This is a genomic window from Alitiscatomonas sp. (assembly GCF_037242085.1).
Lineage (GTDB): Bacteria > Bacillota > Clostridia > Lachnospirales > Lachnospiraceae > Alitiscatomonas > Alitiscatomonas aceti.
The window spans coordinates 16576-36659 of the sequence record NZ_JAXXBR010000068.1 but is presented as its reverse complement, the minus strand read 5'-3'; the positions used below and the strand labels follow the sequence as shown (position 1 = coordinate 36659).

The 20084-nt window shown below is 52.9% G+C and carries 28 protein-coding genes; all 28 read right to left on the bottom strand.

The features are described 5' to 3' along the window. Positions 1-2: 2 nt before the first annotated feature. The 28 genes from WIH05_RS06040 to WIH05_RS05905 all read right to left on the bottom strand — a co-directional run bounded on the left by WIH05_RS06040 (position 3) and on the right by WIH05_RS05905 (position 19961). The gene (locus WIH05_RS06040) at positions 3-338 is read right to left on the bottom strand and encodes a hypothetical protein (RefSeq protein ID WP_337425122.1); all 336 of its coding nucleotides are present in this window, start codon (positions 336-338) and stop codon (positions 3-5) included. A gap of 5 nt (positions 339-343) precedes the next feature. Then, on the bottom strand, positions 344-988 hold the full coding sequence (locus tag WIH05_RS06035) for a carbohydrate-binding protein (RefSeq protein WP_337425121.1): 645 nt from the start codon (positions 986-988) through the stop codon (positions 344-346). A 47-nt stretch (positions 989-1035) separates the two neighbouring features. Beyond that, on the bottom strand, positions 1036-2166 hold the full coding sequence (locus WIH05_RS06030; RefSeq protein ID WP_337425120.1) for a fibronectin type III domain-containing protein: 1131 nt from the start codon (positions 2164-2166) through the stop codon (positions 1036-1038). Positions 2167-2389: 223 nt separating this feature from the next. After that, positions 2390-3163, bottom strand: coding sequence for a hypothetical protein (locus WIH05_RS06025; RefSeq protein ID WP_337425119.1), 774 nt, complete (start codon positions 3161-3163; stop codon positions 2390-2392). 23 nt (positions 3164-3186) lie between these two features. Then, positions 3187-3708, bottom strand: coding sequence for a putative phage tail protein (locus tag WIH05_RS06020; RefSeq protein WP_215654112.1), 522 nt, complete (start codon positions 3706-3708; stop codon positions 3187-3189). Continuing rightward, a complete protein-coding gene (locus tag WIH05_RS06015; RefSeq protein ID WP_022274363.1) occupies positions 3698-4849 on the bottom strand; it encodes a baseplate J/gp47 family protein in 1152 nt (383 codons plus the stop codon). The genes WIH05_RS06020 and WIH05_RS06015 overlap by 11 nt, the downstream gene beginning before the upstream one ends. Next, the gene (locus WIH05_RS06010; protein WP_022274362.1) at positions 4846-5247 is read right to left on the bottom strand and encodes a DUF2634 domain-containing protein; all 402 of its coding nucleotides are present in this window, start codon (positions 5245-5247) and stop codon (positions 4846-4848) included. The genes WIH05_RS06015 and WIH05_RS06010 overlap by 4 nt, the downstream gene beginning before the upstream one ends. A 15-nt stretch (positions 5248-5262) precedes the next feature. After that, positions 5263-5574 carry a DUF2577 domain-containing protein gene (locus tag WIH05_RS06005; protein ID WP_022274361.1) on the bottom strand — a complete coding sequence of 104 codons (312 nt, stop codon included), beginning with the start codon at positions 5572-5574 and terminating at the stop codon, positions 5263-5265. Beyond that, positions 5571-6575: a hypothetical protein gene (locus tag WIH05_RS06000; protein WP_337425118.1), complete on the bottom strand. Its 1005-nt coding sequence runs from the start codon at positions 6573-6575 to the stop codon at positions 5571-5573. The genes WIH05_RS06005 and WIH05_RS06000 overlap by 4 nt, the downstream gene beginning before the upstream one ends. Before the next feature lie 13 nt (positions 6576-6588). Then, positions 6589-7296 carry a hypothetical protein gene (locus WIH05_RS05995; RefSeq protein WP_337425117.1) on the bottom strand — a complete coding sequence of 236 codons (708 nt, stop codon included), beginning with the start codon at positions 7294-7296 and terminating at the stop codon, positions 6589-6591. An 11-nt stretch (positions 7297-7307) separates the two neighbouring features. Then, positions 7308-9521 (bottom strand): tape measure protein, encoded by a 2214-nt coding sequence (locus WIH05_RS05990; RefSeq protein ID WP_337425116.1) that lies wholly within the window; start codon positions 9519-9521, stop codon positions 7308-7310. A gap of 151 nt (positions 9522-9672) precedes the next feature. After that, positions 9673-10098, bottom strand: a complete 426-nt coding sequence (locus WIH05_RS05985; RefSeq protein ID WP_022274356.1) for a phage XkdN-like protein — start codon at positions 10096-10098, stop codon at positions 9673-9675. A gap of 2 nt (positions 10099-10100) precedes the next feature. Next, a complete protein-coding gene (locus tag WIH05_RS05980) occupies positions 10101-10574 on the bottom strand; it encodes a phage tail tube protein (protein WP_022274355.1) in 474 nt (157 codons plus the stop codon). A gap of 18 nt (positions 10575-10592) precedes the next feature. Beyond that, entirely contained in the window at positions 10593-11948 is a 1356-nt protein-coding gene (locus tag WIH05_RS05975) for a phage tail sheath family protein (RefSeq protein WP_337425115.1), read from the bottom strand. 81 nt (positions 11949-12029) lie between these two features. Continuing rightward, positions 12030-12320, bottom strand: a complete 291-nt coding sequence (locus WIH05_RS05970) for an ImmA/IrrE family metallo-endopeptidase (RefSeq protein WP_215654093.1) — start codon at positions 12318-12320, stop codon at positions 12030-12032. 2 nt (positions 12321-12322) lie between these two features. Beyond that, positions 12323-12535 carry a hypothetical protein gene (locus WIH05_RS05965; protein ID WP_022274352.1) on the bottom strand — a complete coding sequence of 71 codons (213 nt, stop codon included), beginning with the start codon at positions 12533-12535 and terminating at the stop codon, positions 12323-12325. Beyond that, positions 12535-13365, bottom strand: a complete 831-nt coding sequence (locus WIH05_RS05960) for a BRO family protein (protein WP_337425114.1) — start codon at positions 13363-13365, stop codon at positions 12535-12537. Before WIH05_RS05960 ends, WIH05_RS05965 begins: the two co-directional genes overlap by 1 nt. 123 nt (positions 13366-13488) lie before the next feature. Next, a complete protein-coding gene (locus WIH05_RS05955) occupies positions 13489-13659 on the bottom strand; it encodes a ribbon-helix-helix protein, CopG family (protein WP_215654090.1) in 171 nt (56 codons plus the stop codon). 647 nt (positions 13660-14306) lie between these two features. Then, positions 14307-14687 carry a PBECR2 nuclease fold domain-containing protein gene (locus WIH05_RS05950; RefSeq protein WP_337425113.1) on the bottom strand — a complete coding sequence of 127 codons (381 nt, stop codon included), beginning with the start codon at positions 14685-14687 and terminating at the stop codon, positions 14307-14309. 53 nt (positions 14688-14740) lie between these two features. After that, complete coding sequence (locus tag WIH05_RS05945) at positions 14741-14968, bottom strand: hypothetical protein (protein WP_022274349.1); 228 nt, start codon at positions 14966-14968, stop codon at positions 14741-14743. Beyond that, positions 14943-15401: a DUF6838 family protein gene (locus tag WIH05_RS05940; RefSeq protein ID WP_022274348.1), complete on the bottom strand. Its 459-nt coding sequence runs from the start codon at positions 15399-15401 to the stop codon at positions 14943-14945. Before WIH05_RS05940 ends, WIH05_RS05945 begins: the two co-directional genes overlap by 26 nt. Beyond that, on the bottom strand, positions 15398-15907 hold the full coding sequence (locus WIH05_RS05935; protein ID WP_022274347.1) for an HK97 gp10 family phage protein: 510 nt from the start codon (positions 15905-15907) through the stop codon (positions 15398-15400). Before WIH05_RS05935 ends, WIH05_RS05940 begins: the two co-directional genes overlap by 4 nt. A 4-nt stretch (positions 15908-15911) precedes the next feature. Next, on the bottom strand, positions 15912-16316 hold the full coding sequence (locus WIH05_RS05930; protein WP_022274346.1) for a hypothetical protein: 405 nt from the start codon (positions 16314-16316) through the stop codon (positions 15912-15914). Continuing rightward, on the bottom strand, positions 16306-16839 hold the full coding sequence (locus WIH05_RS05925; protein WP_022274345.1) for a DUF4054 domain-containing protein: 534 nt from the start codon (positions 16837-16839) through the stop codon (positions 16306-16308). The genes WIH05_RS05930 and WIH05_RS05925 overlap by 11 nt, the downstream gene beginning before the upstream one ends. 13 nt (positions 16840-16852) lie before the next feature. After that, a complete protein-coding gene (locus WIH05_RS05920) occupies positions 16853-17176 on the bottom strand; it encodes a hypothetical protein (RefSeq protein WP_022274344.1) in 324 nt (107 codons plus the stop codon). Between the two features lie 11 nt (positions 17177-17187). After that, positions 17188-18228 carry a DUF2184 domain-containing protein gene (locus WIH05_RS05915; RefSeq protein WP_022274343.1) on the bottom strand — a complete coding sequence of 347 codons (1041 nt, stop codon included), beginning with the start codon at positions 18226-18228 and terminating at the stop codon, positions 17188-17190. Between the two features lie 13 nt (positions 18229-18241). Then, the gene (locus tag WIH05_RS05910) at positions 18242-18751 is read right to left on the bottom strand and encodes a hypothetical protein (protein WP_022274342.1); all 510 of its coding nucleotides are present in this window, start codon (positions 18749-18751) and stop codon (positions 18242-18244) included. A 1-nt stretch (position 18752) separates the two neighbouring features. Further along, positions 18753-19961: a DUF2213 domain-containing protein gene (locus tag WIH05_RS05905; protein WP_337425112.1), complete on the bottom strand. Its 1209-nt coding sequence runs from the start codon at positions 19959-19961 to the stop codon at positions 18753-18755. Positions 19962-20084 lie beyond the last annotated feature (123 nt).

Here is a 20084-nt window from a genome sequence, read left to right as displayed (position 1 = left end):
CACTACTTGATATACTGTACAGCTAACATTGCAATCCCCGTGATCACAGCGCCGGCCAGAAGCCCCACGGCCGTGTCCAGGATCTTGTCCGACATCCGCTGCCATCTCCTCGCCGGTTGCTGCTCCAGGGCTTCCAGACGGCCGTCAAACCGCTCAAGCCGTGATCCCTGGTCCTTAAGCTCTGATAACATCTGCCGCATGTCCTGGGCCAGGGCATGGACGGAGATCGTAAGGTCCTGGATCGCCTTTACAGACTGCTCCAGGTCATCGATCCGGTGATTTTGTCGGTTGTCCTCATCCCGGAGCCTGGCAAGCTCCGCTTTTACAGCCTCATCCATTGGTATCACCTCCATTCTTTCCAGAGAGCTTCTGTCCCGGATATTCCGGGCTCCCAGACATTATTGTCAACAAGGGATTCCCAGGTCTTTCCTCCATGGGCAACGCGGTCGCCTTTGGCATATCCATTGGTGCTTTCCGGCTGCTTCCACTCCGGGATCACCCCGGGATCCGGAATTAAAATCTCCGCAAACAGCGCGGGGGATGCATCCGGTGTCCAGTCATCCTGGGATGTGTGATCCTGTAACACCCGGTAAAGAACACCGGTATACCGGAGCCTTGTGCCGGTCTTATAAGCCATACCGTTCCCATCCCATTCCGGGTACAGACCAGGAACCTGTACCGCCTGGTCATCCGTGAAGGTTTCTGCGATGAAAGAGCACGCCACAGTCATGGGCATCACACTGCCTGTCACCAGATGATTTATGCTCTCTGAAAGCGCATCAATCTTTCCAGATATCTGTTCCACCTCCGTTTTCGGCAGCTCCTCATATCTTGCCTTCGGGATGCTCCCGGAAAAATCAATCCCATATACGCTGCGACCTTCCGGGACATCCGCGACCATCCCCGATAATCCGGTAGGGAGGATGTCCTCGCCATAGGTGACATTCCAGATTCGTCCTGTTGCGTCGTAAATAATTAATGCTTTCATTCCAGTCTCCTTTCTTTTTTTCAATGGATTGCTTTATCGACCATTCTCTATTCCAGCCATATTTTATATATTCTGATACCATTGCCATTGAGAGCGTACTGATCGTATCCCGTCCAGTCAAACCGTATATCCTGGATAGCGACTCCAGATCCTGCCATTTGTATAGCAATCCTCTTATTTCCTACAACGGCCTTGTTCGTATCGTGAAATGAAACTTGCTTAGGATATCTGTCTTCTTCACGTTTGTATGTATAACTAGCATTCAGAAATGGGTAATTGGATTTTGCATATAAAATATATAAATCAAACCACATTTTTGAATATCCGGAATCAATTACTGGGGTTTTAAACTTATATATCGAATCAGATCCGGATCCAGGCATACCAGGATTTTCTACATAAGTTGGATAGAAAGTAGCAATCTCATAACTATCGTACATACCATATGGATTATAGCCATTATCATATAATATCTTTCCCTTTGTTGTAGCCGCTACATTATAGCTGGATCCCCACCCCAAAGCGTCACAGTACGACGTACATGTAAAGTAATAGGTGGTTCCCATATTAAGTCCGCCTATATCCACATAGTTGCTTCCGCCAGCCGAGCTTGGATTATTTCCGGCTCCGGTATATACTCTCGTTCCGCCGCCCGTCCCCGGATTCCCGGATGTACTCATCTGGATAAATACTCCCTGCCAAGGTCCCCTGGCCGGATTCTTCCAGCTGATCCGGACCGAAGTTGCGGAGAGAGCGGCTGCATTAAAAGAAATCGCAGATTGTACAGCGAGAGTACCTGTCAGCTTACTACCATTGACCCACGCAGTCTTCCCAGACAGGATATGCCCCGCTGCCGCATTGGCAGAGGTCTGCGACGCCAGGCTGTTGGCCGTCACCCGGCCGGATCCGTTATGATAGCCCGCCGGAATCGCATAACTCCCTCCAGCGTTTAATGCTGCTGTTTTCGCTCCCTGATTGGCCATAGTCCCGGTGCGCTTCGCACCGTCCTTCCAGTAGGTCCTGCCGGACAGGACATCCCCGTCTGCTGCCGTAGCTCCTCCCGTCTGCGACGCCAGGCTCTTTGCCGTTACCTTTCCACCGCCGTTATGATACCCTTCCGGGATTGTATAGCTCCCGCCTGCTGCCAGCTCCTGGGCCACAGCCCCACGGTTCGGCATAGTTCCGGCCCGCCTCGTTTTCGGGTCCTTATTGTAATAGGTTTTCCCGATCAGAACATGGGAATCCGCCGCATCCCCAGTCAGCTCCAGCGTTCCCTCCACCGGCTCATCGCTGCTGTCGCTTGTAACCGCTGTCTTCCCTTTTAATACATCTCCTCTGGCGGCAGTCAGCTCGTCCGATGACGCTCCGCCGCCTCCTCCTGCATTGGTATATACCGCCATACTACACGCCTCCTTTCAGATTCTGGATCAGGATCTCATCCACGGCCAGGTCCCCTGCAGGGACTTTTTTTGCCACCAGTATCAGCTTTCCAGCTTCCGTCCTCCCCCGTATATTGGCCTTCTGGGCCGCCGGGACCGAATCAAACGCATACCCGATATGCACGATGCTGTCGGCCTGGATCGCCGCATTTTCAATGGTATAGGTCAGATCTTTCCAGCCGGAGGCCGGAATCGTAATACCGGTTATCAGACTTCCGGCTGCCTTTTCTGCGGTCTCCGTTGTCTTCCGGAGCTGTTCCCGGATCTCCAGGATATCCTGTATGGTCACGGTCCCGGCCGGATCCACGGTCACCCGTATCTCCGCTGCCTGTGCAACCGCAAGGCAGAGATTGAAAATAAAGGACGACGGGGCCACTCCGTTGTATGCAGGCACCTGGTCCGGCACCTGCGCCTGGGAAACAGCAAAGAGGATCTCCCTTTCCCCGTCCATGGCATACAGTCCGATATTCTGGATCATATATGGGGACAGGATATTCTCATTGCCAAACATGGCCCTCACATTCACCAGCGTCCCATCCGCCACCCGCGCGTCGGCTGGAAGCACCGTCTGCCGGATCCCCTCCAGCTTCTCTATCTCCTCGAATCTCGTACCATCCGGGTAAACGTACTCGGATGTACTGGCATGGGAAAACCGGATTTCCGTTTCCCCTGCCACGGCCCGGGCCACCAGGGCTCTGCCTGCGTCCGTGATCACTGCTTTCTTATATGCTCCCATGTGTTTTCCTCCTTAAAATCGGCCTATATGGTCTGGACTACGGTTCCCGCCACAAATCCTGCCATACAAAGCTTTCCATCCATGTCATTGGTCACCTGATGGTTTGCCGTCACCTCCATGTGCGCCGGTACAATATCCCATACCAGTCCATACAGAAGATCCACAGCTCCGTACTGGCTGGAGGTCACAATGACGCGGATCGTGCTTCTGACCGGATCCACCTCCAGGGAATAATCATTCCCGAACAGTTCCCTCAGCCGGCTGTGGAAAAAGCCGATGGAAAACGGCGGGATGATATTATACATCTGGAGGATCCGCTGCCGGCGGAATTCCAATGTTTCTCCTGGTTTATAAACCAGTCCGAACAATTCCTCATACATCCGGATCGTGTCTGCGTCTGCAGTCTGGATAAAGCAGTTATCCCAGGTCTGCCGGATCTGCTTTTCTGCCTGGTCCAGGGCCGCTCCATGGGCTTCCATAATAACCTGGAATTCCCGGACCGGGCGGAACCATGCCGGAAGTATATGGATCAGATCAGCCGCCATTGATCATCACCGTCCCTAACTCTGGAATCTGCTGTAAATCTGCAGTTTCCGTCAGAACCAGATCCTTCCCGGATCCATTGATCAGAATATCTGTCACATTGACGATCTCCGGAATTCCCAGAACGGCCACTGCGATCCGTGAGACATATACTGAAACTATGTATTCAATCTTCTGCCCCTTGATGGGATTTCCCCAGGTTGCACAGACAGAATCCAGATAGTCCTGTATTTTTTCCCGGACGCGCTCCCGGTATATCTCCGCCCCTGTGGCCACACCTTCAACGAACTGGATGCTGCATGAGATATTTAACACCAGCGTGTTTGCCGTTGTGATCGTCACTGCCGCCCCGATGGGCGCCATGCCATATCCATTGGAAGACGGCAGTTCTTCCCCCTCCTCCGCCGGGCAGATCAGTTCCTGGACCTTCTTAAGAAGGCCGCTGTCCGCCGGCTTCATCTGGCTGCTCAGGATACTGCAGAGGACGGTTCCTCCTCCCTTCCAGGCCGGATATACCTGGACAGCGCCGACGCCCGAGACTGCCAGGATCGCAGTCCGGTAAGAAATAATATTGCCCCCAAATGCCTGGACATCAAAAGTCTCAAAATACCTGGCCCTCAGAGAGCCATCGTCCTCTTCGTCGCTCCCCGACAGGATGGTTTCCCCGATCACCGCCGACGTGAGCCCGCTGATGGCCGAAACCGGAAGGATACTTCCGGAATAACTGTTTCCGGCAAGTCCGGCCGTCTGGCACACCATTTCGTATGTGTACGACCCATCCGTCTTCTCCAGAAGTTTTCCGGTACACATAAAAAGAACGGAATCCGCCCCGTTTATGGTCTTAAACAGCGCTCCTTCCCGGATCTGTACGTTAAACGTTCCCTTCCTTCTGGCCGCCACGGCCTCCTTCCTCCTGATCCCGCGTTCCGCACAGATATAGTCCAGGGACTGGCCTGCCGCCGTGTTGGCATAGGCGTTCTGCTGGACCTGTCCCAGCAGCATATAAAGTCCCTCCAGATACCAGGCAGCCGGTCCCAGGGCTGTCTGGATCACACTCCCCTCCCTGGTGTCCAGGGTACGCGGAACCCGGTCCAGCATGGCCTTCTGGATCGCCTCCCGTGTATATCCGTTCAGATCGATCACACTCCCACCTCCTCTGAAATCGTCCCGAACACGGTGTGTACGTCAAAGCTGCACACCAGCTTTCCTCCGCTTCCGTCCGAAAACACAAAATTATCTGCTGACAGGATCCGGCTGTCCCTGGAAAAGGCATCCCGGATCCTTCTGGGCAGCTCGCTGACGATAAAATCATAATCCTCTCCGACCAGTTCCTCCAGCTCACTCCCAAAATCTGCCGTATAGATCTGCCACCGGAACCTCTCATTCTGGAGTATAATCTCCACCGCCTGCCGCATGGCCTCCAGACCATCCACAGGCCCCGATATCTGGCAGGAATTCCAGTCGATCAGGAACGTTTTCGTAGGCTGGTCCACATAGGTCAGTACGGAATCCAGTCCTACTCCCTCTGGCAGTGTTGCCATTCCATCCCCTCCATTCTATCTGAGCTTTGACAGGATAATGTACTGCTGTCCCCCTTTAACCCGGAGCATCAGCACCTTGTCTCCCGCCTTCAGCCCCTCTGTCACTGTCACCGTACCACCGGCGCCTCCCTTCACCGTCTCTGTCCGTTCCCGCACACCGTCCGTAAGAAGAAGCGCCGGGCCGGAAACCGGTGGAATGCTGGCATCCACCTGCACAGACAGGGGGGCTTCTGTCAGAACTGTGCCCGTGGCTTTATCCGTCAGCTTGACCGCTTTGATATAGTTTTTTACGATTTCCTGGATCACTCCGATCAGCTCTGTCGTCATACGATCTCTGCACCTCCAAACTGTTCAAATGATTTCACCTCTATGTCCATGGTATGGAATTCCCCGTCCCATTTATGGGTGACCTTTTCTGCCAGCAGGAGACGGGATCCCGCCAGTACCTCCACATCCTTAAACTTCACTGGAAGGATCATCCCCGCACGGATCCCCGGCACGCCGATGGCTTCCAGCTTCAGGGTCTGGAGAACCCGGTTATAGTAGGACAGATAGGCCCCGCACATCTCGTCGATCTGCGCCTCATTGAGGTTCTCATCCACCTCTGCATAATACTGGAGAAGCCCCCATTTCCGGATCGTCTCCGTATCCTCGTGGATATACACGTCCGTCCTGCCGCTCTTTTCATTTTTCCGGACCAGTTTAATGCGGTTATACGTATCGGAGTCAATATCCCTTTTATAGGTATAATCCGATGCCAGACTCCCATCTCCGATGAGGGTCCCGGTCACAAGATTTTTTGCCTCTGTCAGTGTCAGTTCCCCCGCGTCGTCATAAAACAGAAAGATCCTTCCTGTCCGGGTGATCGTTTCTGAAAGAGCGTCAAAAATGATGTCCAGGCATCCCTCGTCCTCCTTGATAAGGCTGGGAAATACGTACCCCGGATCCTCCAGTTTCCCGGTTTTCAGTCCAAAATCTGCCGCGATCTGCCCGATGATCTGGGACAGGGACATATTCTCGAATACATAGCTGGCGCTGGCTTTTAAATACCGCAGTTGGTCATAGGCCGTGTAGGAAGTCTCCCCATCGTGGGCCCGCTCCACGGTAAAAATGTATCCCTTAAACAGCTTTTTCCCGTCCACCACATATTCAACAGAGCTGCCCTCAAAAATTTTCAACGGTCCCTGCTCCACGCAGGAGAATACAAGCTTTCCCGGGGCATCCATGCGGTTTGTGGTCAGTTCGATCTCCCGGACCACATCGATGTAATCATAGGATGTCACCTCCGTTTCACTCTTTACCTGGATAACCAGAGATCTGTTTTCCATTCTGCACCTCCTCTTATCCCATGATCTGAAGCTGACTCTCCAGGACCCATCCATAATGGCCCACATGGACCGGATAAGGGTTTCCGGAAACGATCCTGGTCACAGTCGTGCTCAGGTTGTTTGCCGTTCCGTGGGGTCTGCTTCCGTAGCTGTCGTAGCAGTAGTCCCCGTTGACGACCACAGGAGCGCCTACCCGCAGTACCGGCTTTTCCACTGGACGCTCTGATTCTGCTGATGCCTCCGCGTTCCCCTGCCCGTCGTTCCCCTCTTTGAGGATCGTCAGGGTCTTCGGTGCATACGGCCGGTATTCCTGGAATCCCACACTGTAATAAAGGTCACCAGGCTCCCCTCCTTTGTTCTTTGTCTCAAAATCCGTTATGACACATTGCATATTTGTATCACAGACACCGGATCCCGAAATGACCAGACGGCATACCTGTTTCTCCTCCATGGCCGTTTTGAAACTTTCCAGATATCCGGCCGGTTTTCCAGCTCCAGTGTTTACATACGGCTCCGACCGGTCTCCCGGGAAAAAGGACTCCCAGGAAACCTCTCTTAAAGACGGCCTCCTGGGCACCACGATCTCCCCCAGTCCGATCACATCATATGTCTTGTGGTCTGTCGGACATTTTATTTCAATCTCTTCCGGGTTCACCGGAATCTTTACCTTCCTTCCGCCAAACACCACATAAATGGCACAGCTGCTTTTTACACGCGCCATAAATCCTCCTCCTATCCATGGGAAACTGCGGTCTGCGAGTTCATCTCCTCCACCAGCATCTTCCGGATATGCTCTGTAACGTCCTCCGCAGTCAGATTCCCGCCGGAGGAAGGTGGGATCGTCACACTGATCTGCGGGGCCAGGGTCTTCAGTTCGATCTTATTCATATACCGGCGCTCTGCCAGATCCCGGTAGATCTTAAGGTCCTCGTCCGACAGCCGGATATCGTCCACCTTCTTGACCTTTCCGACCGTCCCCACATTATCAATGGCGCCGGGAGTGAACCCGTCCAGGAGCCCTCCAAGCCCTCCGGTCAGATCCTCCAGGCTCAGATTCAGGTTATCCAGCCTGGTTCCCAGGTTTTCTCCCTTCTGCCCCCAGCTTTGTGAGGTACCATACACATCCAGTTCCGCCATCCGTTTGATCTGGATGGCGTTCTCTCCGAAGGTATCGTCCACCCATCCGGACAGCTTTCCCCGGAAACCCGCCACAGTACCGGCCAGGCTGGTTCCTAAAAGTGCATCAATGGCTCCGGCCGTTGTCTCCACGATCCCCAGGATCGTATCAAAAATGTCAAAAAACAGCCGGGCGGTTGCCCCCAGCGGATCGTTCCAGACATTGGCAAAAAACTCCGCAAAGGCGGCGATCACATTCCACAGGGATGCAAACACGTTATAGCCGATGGCATAAAGCATCCCCAGTACCTGGCCGACCCAGCCGCATACCTCTGTCATACCTACGCCGAACTGCTGGGCCGCGATCATCGCCGAGGCCAGAACCGCGATCAGAAGAAGGACCGGCCAGTGGGCAGCGGCCCAGCCTGCCGCTGACGCCAGGGCGCTTCCCACACTTGCAATTCCGGCAAGGATTGCCTGTCGGTGCAGCACAGCAAGGCCCAGGGCAACGGCAGCAAGGACCGGAAGAATAAAGTCCAGATTATCTGCCACGAACATGGCTCCCTGGCCCAGGGCCGAAAGCGCTGCAACGCCCGTTTCCGCCAGTATGGAAACCAGGGAAATGGCCCCCATCAGAAGCTCCTGTCCCTCTGCTGAGTTAAAGAATGCATTCCACTCCGCCGCCATTCCGGAAACACTGTGCTGGACAATGCTTTCCATCATTGTCATGGCCTGGGATACGGTCATCGGCATGGACTGGAATTTCGCGTTCGTCTCCTCCGCCATGCTCAAAAGAGAGTTCTTCACAACCCCGGCAGAAACCATCCCCTTTTCCGCATACTTTTTAATGGAGCCTTCCGCCCATCCCATGCTCTGTTCAATGGTCCTGGCGATCCCCGGTGCCGCATCCAGAATGGAATTTAATTCCTCGCCCCGGAGTGCTCCGGCGGCCATGGCCTGGGTCAGCTGCACCATGGCGTTCTTCTGCTCCTGGGCTGTTGCCCCTCCAATGGCGAACTGTTTATTAACCTGTTCCATAAACGCGATCAGCTCCGTATTGGAAGAAAACGCATTTCCCGCGTTGACTCCCATTTTTGCGATGGCGTCCGCCGTATCCAGATAAGAGGCCCTGGACCGCAGGGACGACTGGAAGATCATTTCGTTCAGTGCGGATGTTTCCTGGAGGCCGTCATTCATCAGATTCAGCCTGGCCGTGATCTGTGCCTGGGTATCCGAAAAATCCAGGAACGATTTTGCCAGGCGGGCAGCTCCGGCAGCCGCAGCGATGAGGGTCGTGGCCTTCAGAAGCTTTCCGGAAGCCCTGGAGGTCCGCTCCACCTCCTTTGTGTGCTGCTTCTGTTTCCTGGCCGTCTGCTCCACCGCAGACGATGCACCTCCCATCCGGTCTGTAAATTTCAGGATCTCTGTGTTCTGCCTTTCCATGGCCTCAGAGGTCTTTAAGGCTGCCTGGAGCATCCGCTGTTCCTGTATCTGGGCCCTGGCCAGAGCCTCTGCCGCCCTTGTGGTCGCTCCGGCCTCCATTCCCTTTGATGCGGCCAGTTTTGCATGCCTGGCGGCCAGTTCTGCCACCTTCTGCCGCTGGGCATCCAGGCGCTGCCCCTGGGCCGCATAAAGGGACTCCTGGGAGGCCAGAACGCCCTTCAGGGCATCCAGCTGCTGGGCCGCGTACTGGGATGTCCTGGCGTACTGGTCCGTGGATTCCCGGAGGGTCTCGGCGGTACTGGCCGAACGGGATCCCATCTGGATAAACGTCTGGAAGGCGGCGGAAAAATGGTCGGTCAGTTTTAAAGTCTCGTTAATTACTCCCATCAGTTTTTCTTTGCCTCCTTCATTTCCTTCCGCAGGAACTCCCACATAAGCAGCCGTTCTTTCAATGGGATTTTCATGGTTACAGAGGGGAGAATCCCGTGATTACAGAGCATGTACTGGCACAGCCTGGAATCCAGGGTATTCTCCGCCGCTAGTTTTTTGCTGCTTCCTCCAGAGCCTCCAGCTCCTCATCGGACTCCACCAGCTCATTGAGTTTCCGGATCTCACCCACCAGGCGGTTGTACTCACCCGCCGTGAGCATCCGCCCCGGTACCTCCAGAGGATCCGTAGTCTTATAATAGGCACACACCTCGGAATCGCGGAAGTTCGGCTCCACTACGCAGGCGTCCACCAGGAGCTTCCCGTACCGGTCTGCATCCATCTCCTGGACCATCTGGCCGTTCACACGGTTCTTCCTGGTCGCCTGTTTTAACAGCTTAGCATTGGTCTCCTGATCGATCACGCGGATCACAAAGGGAAGCGGCTTTCCGTCCTCCCCTTTAAACCGTCTGGAAATCCAGACCTTTTTTTCCTCACCCATTACCGGTGGCTGTAAAAATGCTGCAATATTTCCCATTCCTAATTTCCTCCTAACTGCTCCGGATCCTTAAACCAGTCCAGAACCTCCACATGTGTGTATGAAAATGATACCTCCATCTCCAGATAATCGGCTTCCGCATCCAGGATGGCCACCGGAAGCTTCTGGAGTTTGACATTATAAAAGACCACCGTCTGTGTCCCCACGCTGGTGGAGGGATCGTCATTGGTGATCTGGATCGTGAAATACGGGAGCTTTCCCGTTTTCAGATATTCCTGTAAGAGTTTCAGAAAATAAGGGGTTCCATAATAGATCGTCATGGAACCGGTCAGGGCAACGCCTGTGGTCTTTTTCTGTACCAGCCGGGTCCCCACCACCTTAAAGTCTGCTTCCTGAAACTCTGCGTCCGACTGGAACTTTTTCAGCCCGAACATCTCATGGTTTTCCCCGTCAATGGTCATAAAGCCGCGGCCCTCTTTTCCGTTGACGGCATCCCGCTCCAGTAAAAAACTCATATCCTGCCTCCTTTACACTTATACCGACTCTGCGTTCACAGACACGGCTACTGTCATATAGATCTTCTCGATACTGTCTACCGGCTGGAGGGCCACATCCACCAGGACCGAATCCACGCTGTTCCCCGCCTGTACTGACACGTCATCCGCGACAAAATTCTGGATCCCGCCATTGGCCTGCATCTCATTGAGATATCCCACGATCCAGCCCTTCAACAGTCCCCGGCCGGTCTCGTTATTATCCACTTTTCCGATATAATACAGGGAAAACTGCCTGTATACGTCGTTACAGAACTGGTTTAACACACGCATGACACGGTTTTTGGAATATTCCTGGCCTTTATCCACTGAAAAGCTGGTCAGCGTGTTGATATCTGTACATACCTTCACGGTCCCAAAATTGTCAATAAAAACGACTTCCCCCTTCTGGATGGCCTCACTGATCTCCGTATCCTTTTTCTTCGGGAATGCTTCAATGGCATCCGGATAGCGGGCGTATGTAAGGGACTCGTTATACCGTGCTCCTGCCTCCGCGCCGCCCAGCCACCAGGTGGCCTGCTGCGGAGACAACTCTGTCCCGTCAGACAGCTTTACTCCGTTGTTTACAGAGATCACCCACTCGCTGTTACTGGTCTCTGCCCCAGCCATCACGGCCTGGCACTTTAAGCCCACATTCTCCGAAACGCGCTTCACGAAGGACGCCATGGCCTGCATGGTGGCGCTGTCTGTCCCGTCATAGACCAGGATGTCGAATGTATACGGCTCCAGGACCGTCAGGAACTGTGCATAGTCCGATGGGGATACCTCCGGGTCTTTTCCTCCCTCCAGGGCCTGTCCGGCCGTCTCTGCAGGCGCTCCGGTGCCGGTGAATTTCACCCACGCATTTTCCTTCAGCTCCTCAATGGTCTTTACTGCCTGCTCGTCTACCACGGATCCATCGATCACTGTGATAACGTCAAACACATCGCCCTTATCCGGATCCGCCTGGACGATCACCGTGATATCATTTCCCCGGATCCCTTCATACCGTGCGGTTGCTGTAAGCCCCTCCACTGTAGCCGCCGCCTTTGCTCCTCCGCTGCCAGCGGGACGGTAAAGAAGGACCTTTATGGGGCCGGGTGTTGAATCGCTCCCTTTCATCATCTCACGCAGAAACAGGGTTCTGGGGCTGGTCACATCATACCCTGTGAATGGTTTTAAATCCTCTCCCGGAATAATCTCCTGGATCACACCGGACGGCCCCCAGGACAGCGGCTCTGCAATCGCCACCACTCCCTTCTCCCCGATGCTCACGCCCAGATTTCCCCGGGATCTGGTGTTAATATAAACACCAGGCTGTACTTTGTTCTGGCTGGTCCATGTTCCACCTGCCATATGATATCCCTCACTTTCTTTGAAAAATTTGTATAAAAAGAACGCCCCTCCGTAGAAGGACGTTCTGATTACCTGTTGTTGTTATGCTGTTTTTATCAGTTCTAAAATCATCTCTGCGGCTCTGTCCGCCTGTTCCTCGTATTCTGCATGACGTTCACTATGGATCGTGTCCCCTTTATCATAATGCAGATAGGAATGGGCCAGCTCATGAGCCAGGTTGTAGTTAATCTTATCCATCGTTAAATCCTGGGCAATTCCCAGGCGGTTTCCTTTCAGTCTTCCCTCTGATGCCTCGAAGGGACAGAAGCGGACAATAAGCCCCTTGGAAACCGCCAGATGAAGCAGTTTTTCAAATATTTTACCACTATCCATGCCTATGCCACCTCTCCGTTTTTCTGGAAAATGTTCTTCTGGATCAGATCCAGAACTGCTTCCATAAAGTCTCGGCAAATTTCTGGTCTGACAGCAGATGCTTCCATAAGCTCCTGACGGAATTTTCGGAATTCTTCCGGCTCCATTTTCCGGCATTCTTCCTGGAGTTCATTTACCATCGGGACGATCTGGGTGCAGAATTCACGATACGTCATTACGCCACCTCCCGGTAAAGAACCTTGCACTTGTTCACATTGCCATTGGCAAGCTGCAATTCGATCAGTGACGGATAGTGGTTTTCCTCCAGCCATTCCCTGACCTTCTCCAGGACACTTCCCTTATACTGGACAGTCACTCCGTCATGGCCGTTCCGGCTGAATGCGGTCCGCACGATCTCATCCTCGAAGATATCCAGATCCTGGATGATCCCGCTCACTGCCTTGTCATGGGGTCTTCCGGATTCGGAGAGGATTCCCAGCTCTTTTGCGATACTGGTACAGTCCCATAAGGTCTGCGTGGTGTTGTCTGTAATCAATGGGATCTGAATATCAATGTCTGCCTGTTCTTTATAAAGGCGTTTTGCCTCTGCCGCAATGAACATTGGATCAACCCCAGCTTCTTTAAAAATACCGCTGACCGTCTTTACAAGCATATTGGCGGCGGAAAGGTTCTTTTTCTTCTTTTCCGGTTTCTGCTTCGGCATTTCGTAGGAACCAGTCTTGCGGAGAGTGGGAAGGACTTCATCCGTCACCCAGTCAGTAAATGCTTCTGCATTAGGCTTGCGGCTCTTAAAGACCAGCTTATACACACCGCTCTCGGTGAGGAAATTCTCTCCGGCGTTGTTCAGTTTTCGGATGTCAATACTCTTGACATCCGAATTTTTCACCTTGACAACCTGTTTTTCATTCATGGTTCCAACTGCCATTCTTACTGCACTATCGGACAGTTCCAAACATGCTCCCACATGGTATGGATTAAAAAGCACAGTTCCATTCAGTTCAAATACTTCTACTTCATGACCTTCAAAAATCATTAAATCTCCCATTATAAAAAGCTCCTTTCAAAATAGTCTTGAAAGAAGTTTCCCAAAATGATATGATAGATTTATCAGATGGGAAACCTCTGTGTCGTATAGAAGTTCGTTAAACTTGGTAGGTGGAGCGAACTTCTATTTTTTTAATTTCTGGTACTGTTCTTCAATCCCATTTCTCACAACTTCTGAACGACTGGCACTTTCAACTTCACATATCTTGTCAAGTTTTTCTACCGTTTCTTTATCCATGCGAACACGAAGCATATAATCTTTAGGATTATCCGTTAACTTTGTACCTTTTTTCATAGCAGACACTATATTCACCTCTTTTCTTTGTTGCTACATTCTCCATTATACTTTGTAGCAACAAATATGTCAAGAGATTTTTCACGCCTACCTCGTGAAATCAAAAAGGCCCAGCTTTTCGCTGAACCTTAACCATATCTTCGGGGAGGCCGGGAACATACCCCGGCAGGACTTCTCCCCTAAATTCAATTTTAGTCATCACACCTCCCCGTTGCGATGTCGCAACGCTAAAAATGGGTACAAAAATACCACCGGACATTTCTGACTGGTGGTATTGATAATCTATATTTGCTTAACCAGATGATTATTTGGCAGGCGTAACACTCTCCTGCATCTCTCAGGGTTTCCCCTTGTCAATACCTTCGGCGTGTGGTCGCTACGAAATCTACCACCTCAAATAATCATCCGGGTAAAGCCATAATAAAAAGGAATCTTCGGCCGGAGCGTCACTCCCGACATCTCTTTTGCCCATTGCACAAGGCATGTGGCGCATGAAGACGCTTTTTTCACCTCGAAGATAAAAAACAAGAAGTTATCCGGCAGGCGTCGCCTCTCCTGCATCTCTTTTGACCGCTAGGGTGCGTGGTTGCAACGAAATTTACCACCTCAGATAACCTCTTGTTTATTGTATCTTTATCATACATCAATTATTCTTTTTTGTAAAGGACTCGTTTGTTTTTCAAATAGTTTTCCAATCTTTTTTCACTAATTTCCCAACACGATATGACTGAATTTTTATAACCAGGCTCATCCTTATGAGTGCATACACGAAGAACTAACTGCAAATTATCGCCTTTCATTTTAAACTTTTTAATAACTAGCCCTGTATTATCGTGCTTATCGTCTGCAATAATATAATCCGGACTTTCAATAGCTGTTCGCATTTCTTTCATAGCTGTCTCATAAGCATCCGGATGCCGATCCAGTATATGCTGAATCTGATTATCTGTTATAATAACCTCATCCGTCACGATGTCATTCGTAATGCATTGATATATTTCCTGATCTATTTTTCCCACTACATGCACGTCGGCAACCTCTTTCGTATCTGATGGTTTCATTATACCAGAGCCAGAAGTCTTTACAACTGTTTTTTTCCGTGACCAGCATTCCCGCGCCCCAATACAGCATCCAGAGCTGCCCTTGCCTCCTCCACGCTGTATTCCGGCTCTGTAAGGATCACCCTGGCGAAATCCGGCTGATATTCCTTCAGGTGGCTGCTCTTTAAAAGCTTTTCTGTTGCATATCGTCTTACCGGCTGCGTGTCCTTTTCCGCAGCCGGTTTATTTCTGCTTTTTGATACCGGCATGATTCTCCTCCATTTCTCTCATATAGTCGCTTTCCCCAGGGACCGCTGCCCGCTGCCGGATATGGAACTGGTAATGCAGTACCTGGTCCTCGGTCTTCCAGTTTCTTTCAAAGGTACGGATCAGAGCCGTATCCCCGCTCCCGTCCGTATAAGGAAAACAGTCCAGTGCCCCGTCCAGATATTCCGCCACAGAAAGCATCCCCCTGTTTCCATCCTGGATATTCCTCTGCTGCACAAATACAATGTCAATGCCCAGGTCCCGCAGATACCGGCCTCCGGTCTCCCCGGAGATCTCTGACGGCATAAGAAAGAGAAAGAAACAGGGAAGCTCCGTCTCCTGTATTCCCGGTTCTATATACACCGGATATTCCGGATACCCCTTCTTTAAAACTCCCGCCAGACTGTCCAGGACCCTCATCAGTGTAAACTTCACCGGAACGCCTCCTTTACCCGTTTTTCCAGTTCTTTCCGGACCACAGAACGGTACTTCCCTACGGCCTTTTCCTTCATGTACTTTCCCTTCACGAAGGTGGTCTTTGTGCCAACTACCAGTCCTCCGGAGCCATCCGGACTCTCCTCCAGCAGATTTCCATTGATGATCAGCCCTGGAACAAAATGTTTATCCATCCGGTGGCCGTCATTGACATAACTGGCATACTGCATATTGTTATTCAGCTCCGTGGTGTACGTCCTGGCCCCGGCTCCCTCCGTGATCACAGGCGTCGTCACACTGTCCGTTGCCCAGTGTTCCGCCATCTGTCCGCTCCTGGTATTCGTCCCGGCCAGGGTCCCGTCATTTGGGGGTGTATTTTCACCAGCCACCCGCACGGCTTCAATGGTCGCTCCTTCTGCCACCGCCTCCAGGATCCCGGGAACATCCTGGCCGGCCTTATAAAGCTCCCCGATCCGCTTCCGGATCTGCGATCCAAAGCTGGACATTCCCTCACCTCCTGATGATGTTGTCTCTCAACAGCCCCACTTCCTGGTGCGCCAGGCCGGTGGAAATGCTTCCCACCGGATCATAGTACCGCGCCGGAGGACCGGCAGTATACCTTACTCCCTGGTTCGCATGTCCCAGGTTCCCGCCACGGATCACATACAGCTCATCCCCGGCCCGGATATCCGCAGACAGATCACAGGCCAGCTTTTCCAAGGCCCTCTCCCGGGCTGCGTTCTCACCAAGTACCGGCCCCTCCTTCTTTGTCTCATACACCCGGCACGGCACTGGATTCTGGTTGATCTTTTTCCGTTCCATGCCATCCAGATTTCCATCACGGACCGGGACCATCCGCCAGATATCCACCGTGTCTGTGTACCAGTTTCCGAAAACGGGATTATCAAATAACATACATTCCCCCCATTCCGACCATACGCGCCATCGTCACCAGCTGGGAACCGTACTGGGTGGCGTTCCAGCTGCCCCATTTCTCGGTTCCGGCTGTTACAGCGCTGTTATCGTAGCTGATGGACGTATCCCCCATGGAGGCCGTCTTCACGGTGCCAGTGTTCTGTGCATTTACGGCCACCTGGGCGGCACTTCCGGATCCGGGAGCATACGTCTTCAGATACAGGGCTGCAAAATGGGCCACATACAGTCCGGCAGCATACCTCCAGAGGGAGCTCCACCGGCCAGGAAGCACACTGTCATTGGCCTGGCTGATAAACAGCTCCAGCATTTTTTCCGGGACCGCATCTTTCATGGTTTCCCCACCGCCCTCTGCATCTGATGGCACCCGGACGGTGAACTGCGGAAAATCCTCCCGGAACATATCTGCCGTATAGGAGCCTCGCTCCCCTGGCTGCGGCACATTGGCCGCGGCTGCTTTTGCGGACTGGAACAAGGCTCCCATCCTGTTGTCTCTGGTGGTCATATGCTGCCCTCCTTTATTTTCTTCCGCGTCTGGCGTTTCCAGCCTTCGGAGCCTCATCCGTTTCCGGCTGTTCCTCTAAAGGTCCGCCTGCTTCCTCCCCCGCATCCGGCCGGATATCGTTCTCTTTCAGCAGTTCCTCCGCTTTCTGGTCCGCTTCTAAAAGCTCCCTGTCCCGGGTCCCGGAGGGGACCGCAATGGATCCGCTCCGGACTGCCCTCTGTACCAGCCTGCTTTCTGCCACCTCTTCCGGGATCTCCCCGATAAAATCCTTCGGGATCCGGTAAAAGGATCCGTCGGAAAGTCTCACCGCATAACTCCGTTTTGATACGATAAACATTGATGCACCTCCTAAATCCCGTCTACATAGACCATGGTCTGATCATAGAACACTTCCACCTCTGACAGGTTTCCGGCATACGCAGTATCATAACAGAACTCTGCTGTATTGGGCCCTGTCATGGCTCTGGTAAGGGGCACCAGTTCATCCATGGCCAGATACTTTTCGCGGTTACAATAGACAACCATACGGTCCTCGCTTTCGTCCCCGGCCCCCTTGCACCAGGAAGTGGCTCCGATAAACAGGTCAGCTCCGTTCTGCTTTGCCACATTATTTTCCAGAAGGAATGTCAGGATGGTCTTTTCCGCCAGATCCGTCACCTTCGTGGTAGCCAGGTAGTTGAACTGCTCATAGGGCATGATAATGTGGTTGGGTACCGCATCCCGGTCGTACTCACACTGGGACCAGGCATAAAGGATCGCGTCGTTGATATCCTTCAGGATCATATCCGGCGTTTTGTCCTTAAACTTCGTGCTGGCGGAGTCTGCGCCGTTGGATGCCGCATCCAGGACCACCACGTCCGGGTTATTTAAGAGCCCTGTGGTTCCGTAGCGCTTAAAGCCGACGTATGTGTTCTCTTCCAGGTGTTTGTCATAAGCCATACGGAGCCCGTCCCGCAGAAGGCTGTCCAGGTTCCTTCCGGTCATGTTCCCGCGCTGCATGTCCACCCACATCACACGGGTCCCGGCGGCGATCATATGGGCCTTATATGTGCCCTTGGAAAAGTCTGCCTGCACCATGGGGATCCCGTTGGAGCCTCCGGCATGGACGATACCGTCCCCAGAACCTCCGGCAATCCCATATCCTACCTGCATGGCGGATACAGTCTCCGCCCATCCGCCTCCAACGCGGACCGGGATATCACGGGCATATGTAAAGCTGGTCAGAGGCGTCCGTACCATCATGTCGCGCTTTTCCAGCTCAGATGTCAGGAATGCCTGTCCGGATGCGATTCCATCCGCATCCAGGCTAAACACAGCTGCATTGCCGCCTCTCGCCGCACCGGATGCGGCTCTTCCCAGATCAAAAGTACCTACGTTCTTAAATGCCATCTCTGATTCCTCCTTACGCATTCTGGATGGTTAGGATCCGCAGCTCCGCCACTCCGTTTGCGTCTGCCGTTCCCTTCCACTGTACATTTGAGAGTTTCACTGAATTTGTGGTGTCCTCTGCGGCCTCAAATCCGCCCACCACCGCATTGGGAAAAGATTCATTTTTCTTTGTCCGGACGTACACGGCCTTTCCCGCAGCCGGTGTCCCATTCTGGCAGATCACGTTCACGCATCCGCGTTTTAACACGGGAAGGGCTTCTCCGGGCCTGTAGGTGCCCGTATTCTGGTTCATGTAGTCTGTGGCCGACTTGATCTCACGGACGGCTACTCCCACAAAATTCCCTGCTGTGGAAGTCTCTGCCCATTCAGCAACTGCCCCGTCTGCGCCTGCTGCTACCGGGAATCCAAACGGGATCTCCGCCTTTCCTCCGTGCGGGTGGGTATCCACCACCATATCCGGCTGCCTGGAATAGCTTCCCGCATATCCGTGCAGCATGGTCTTTCCGATTACCTGTCCTTTCATCTTACTTCGTCTCCTTTCTGCCCCTGTGGGGATTCATAGCGTCATACGCATCCTGGATCGCGTCTGTGTCCACAGTCACCGTGTTCACGGCTGCTTTTTTTCCGTTTGCCTGGGATGCCTTTAAGATGGCGGAAATATCGTCCTGGGAATCCTCTGCCATCACCAGACGGATCAGCGCATCCGAAACGGCCAGACGTTCCTTCTCGTCTTTGATGGCAGCCACCGCCGGACGCATGGCCTTTAAAATTCCCGCTGCCGTGGATCTGTCCATTCCGGTCCCGGTTCTGGTCTCCTTTTCCGTATCGCCAGATGTTTTTTCTGTTTCCCCGGCCTGCCCAGGATCCCCGCCCTCTGTCAGCTTCTCAAGGGCAGCATCCAGGGCATCCTTTGTTTCTTCTTTCTTTTTGCATGCCCCCTTCTCCTCCAGCTTCGCCAGGATTTTTTCAGCAATGGCATCAATGACAGCCTCATCTGAAGCCGTTTCTTTTGCCGGTTCTTCCTTCTGCCCTTCTGCCTGTCCGTCCGCCGGCTTCTCCGCTTCCAGAGCGGCCGCCGCATCCATGGCCATCTGCTCGATCTCCTCCGGACTCTTATCCTTTACTGCCTGTCCGAATAGTTTGAAAAACAGTCCTTTTTTATTCATGTTCCCTTTCCTTTCCGGCTCTTTCGCCTTCTTTTTATCTGAATCTAAAATGGCAGCCCGTTTCCCGGCTCTTCCCCGTTCCACGACTGCCACATGATTCCCTCTGATATTCCTCTGTGTATAGGTCCCGTCCCCATTGGGGACATACTCGCATTCATACCCACAGGAGATCTCCCGTTTCCCGCTCTGGACGGCATCGATCAGTTCCCGGTCATGGATATGAAGATCCGCCAGGGTGTACTCCTCCCACTCTCCATCTCCCCGGCGCACGTTCTGGGCGTGGCCCATCTCATACGTTTTCACATCATCCGGCCCGATCAGTACCGGCGGATGATCATTCGTCACCGGTTTCCCTTCAAAGCTTGCCAGGGCTGCCGTGGAAAACACTTCCTCTGGAGGCCGGTGGACCGTTACAATCTGTCCGCCTCCCGCCCCCGGGATCCCGATCTCCCAGCCCAAGTACTCCTGGTCTCCGGTCCGGCTGATGGGCACGTTCCGGCAAATTAAAAAGCCCTCGCCAGTCTCAATCTGGTTCGGGCTTATGGTATAACCATAATACTGTATCATCTTTTATTCCTTTCATTGCGGCGTCGCAATAAAAATACTACAACTCGCTATACGGACACTTCGCGCAAATCTTCCTGGCTTTTTCAACGTCCTGTATCTCGACAAGTTCCGGCACAGAAGACA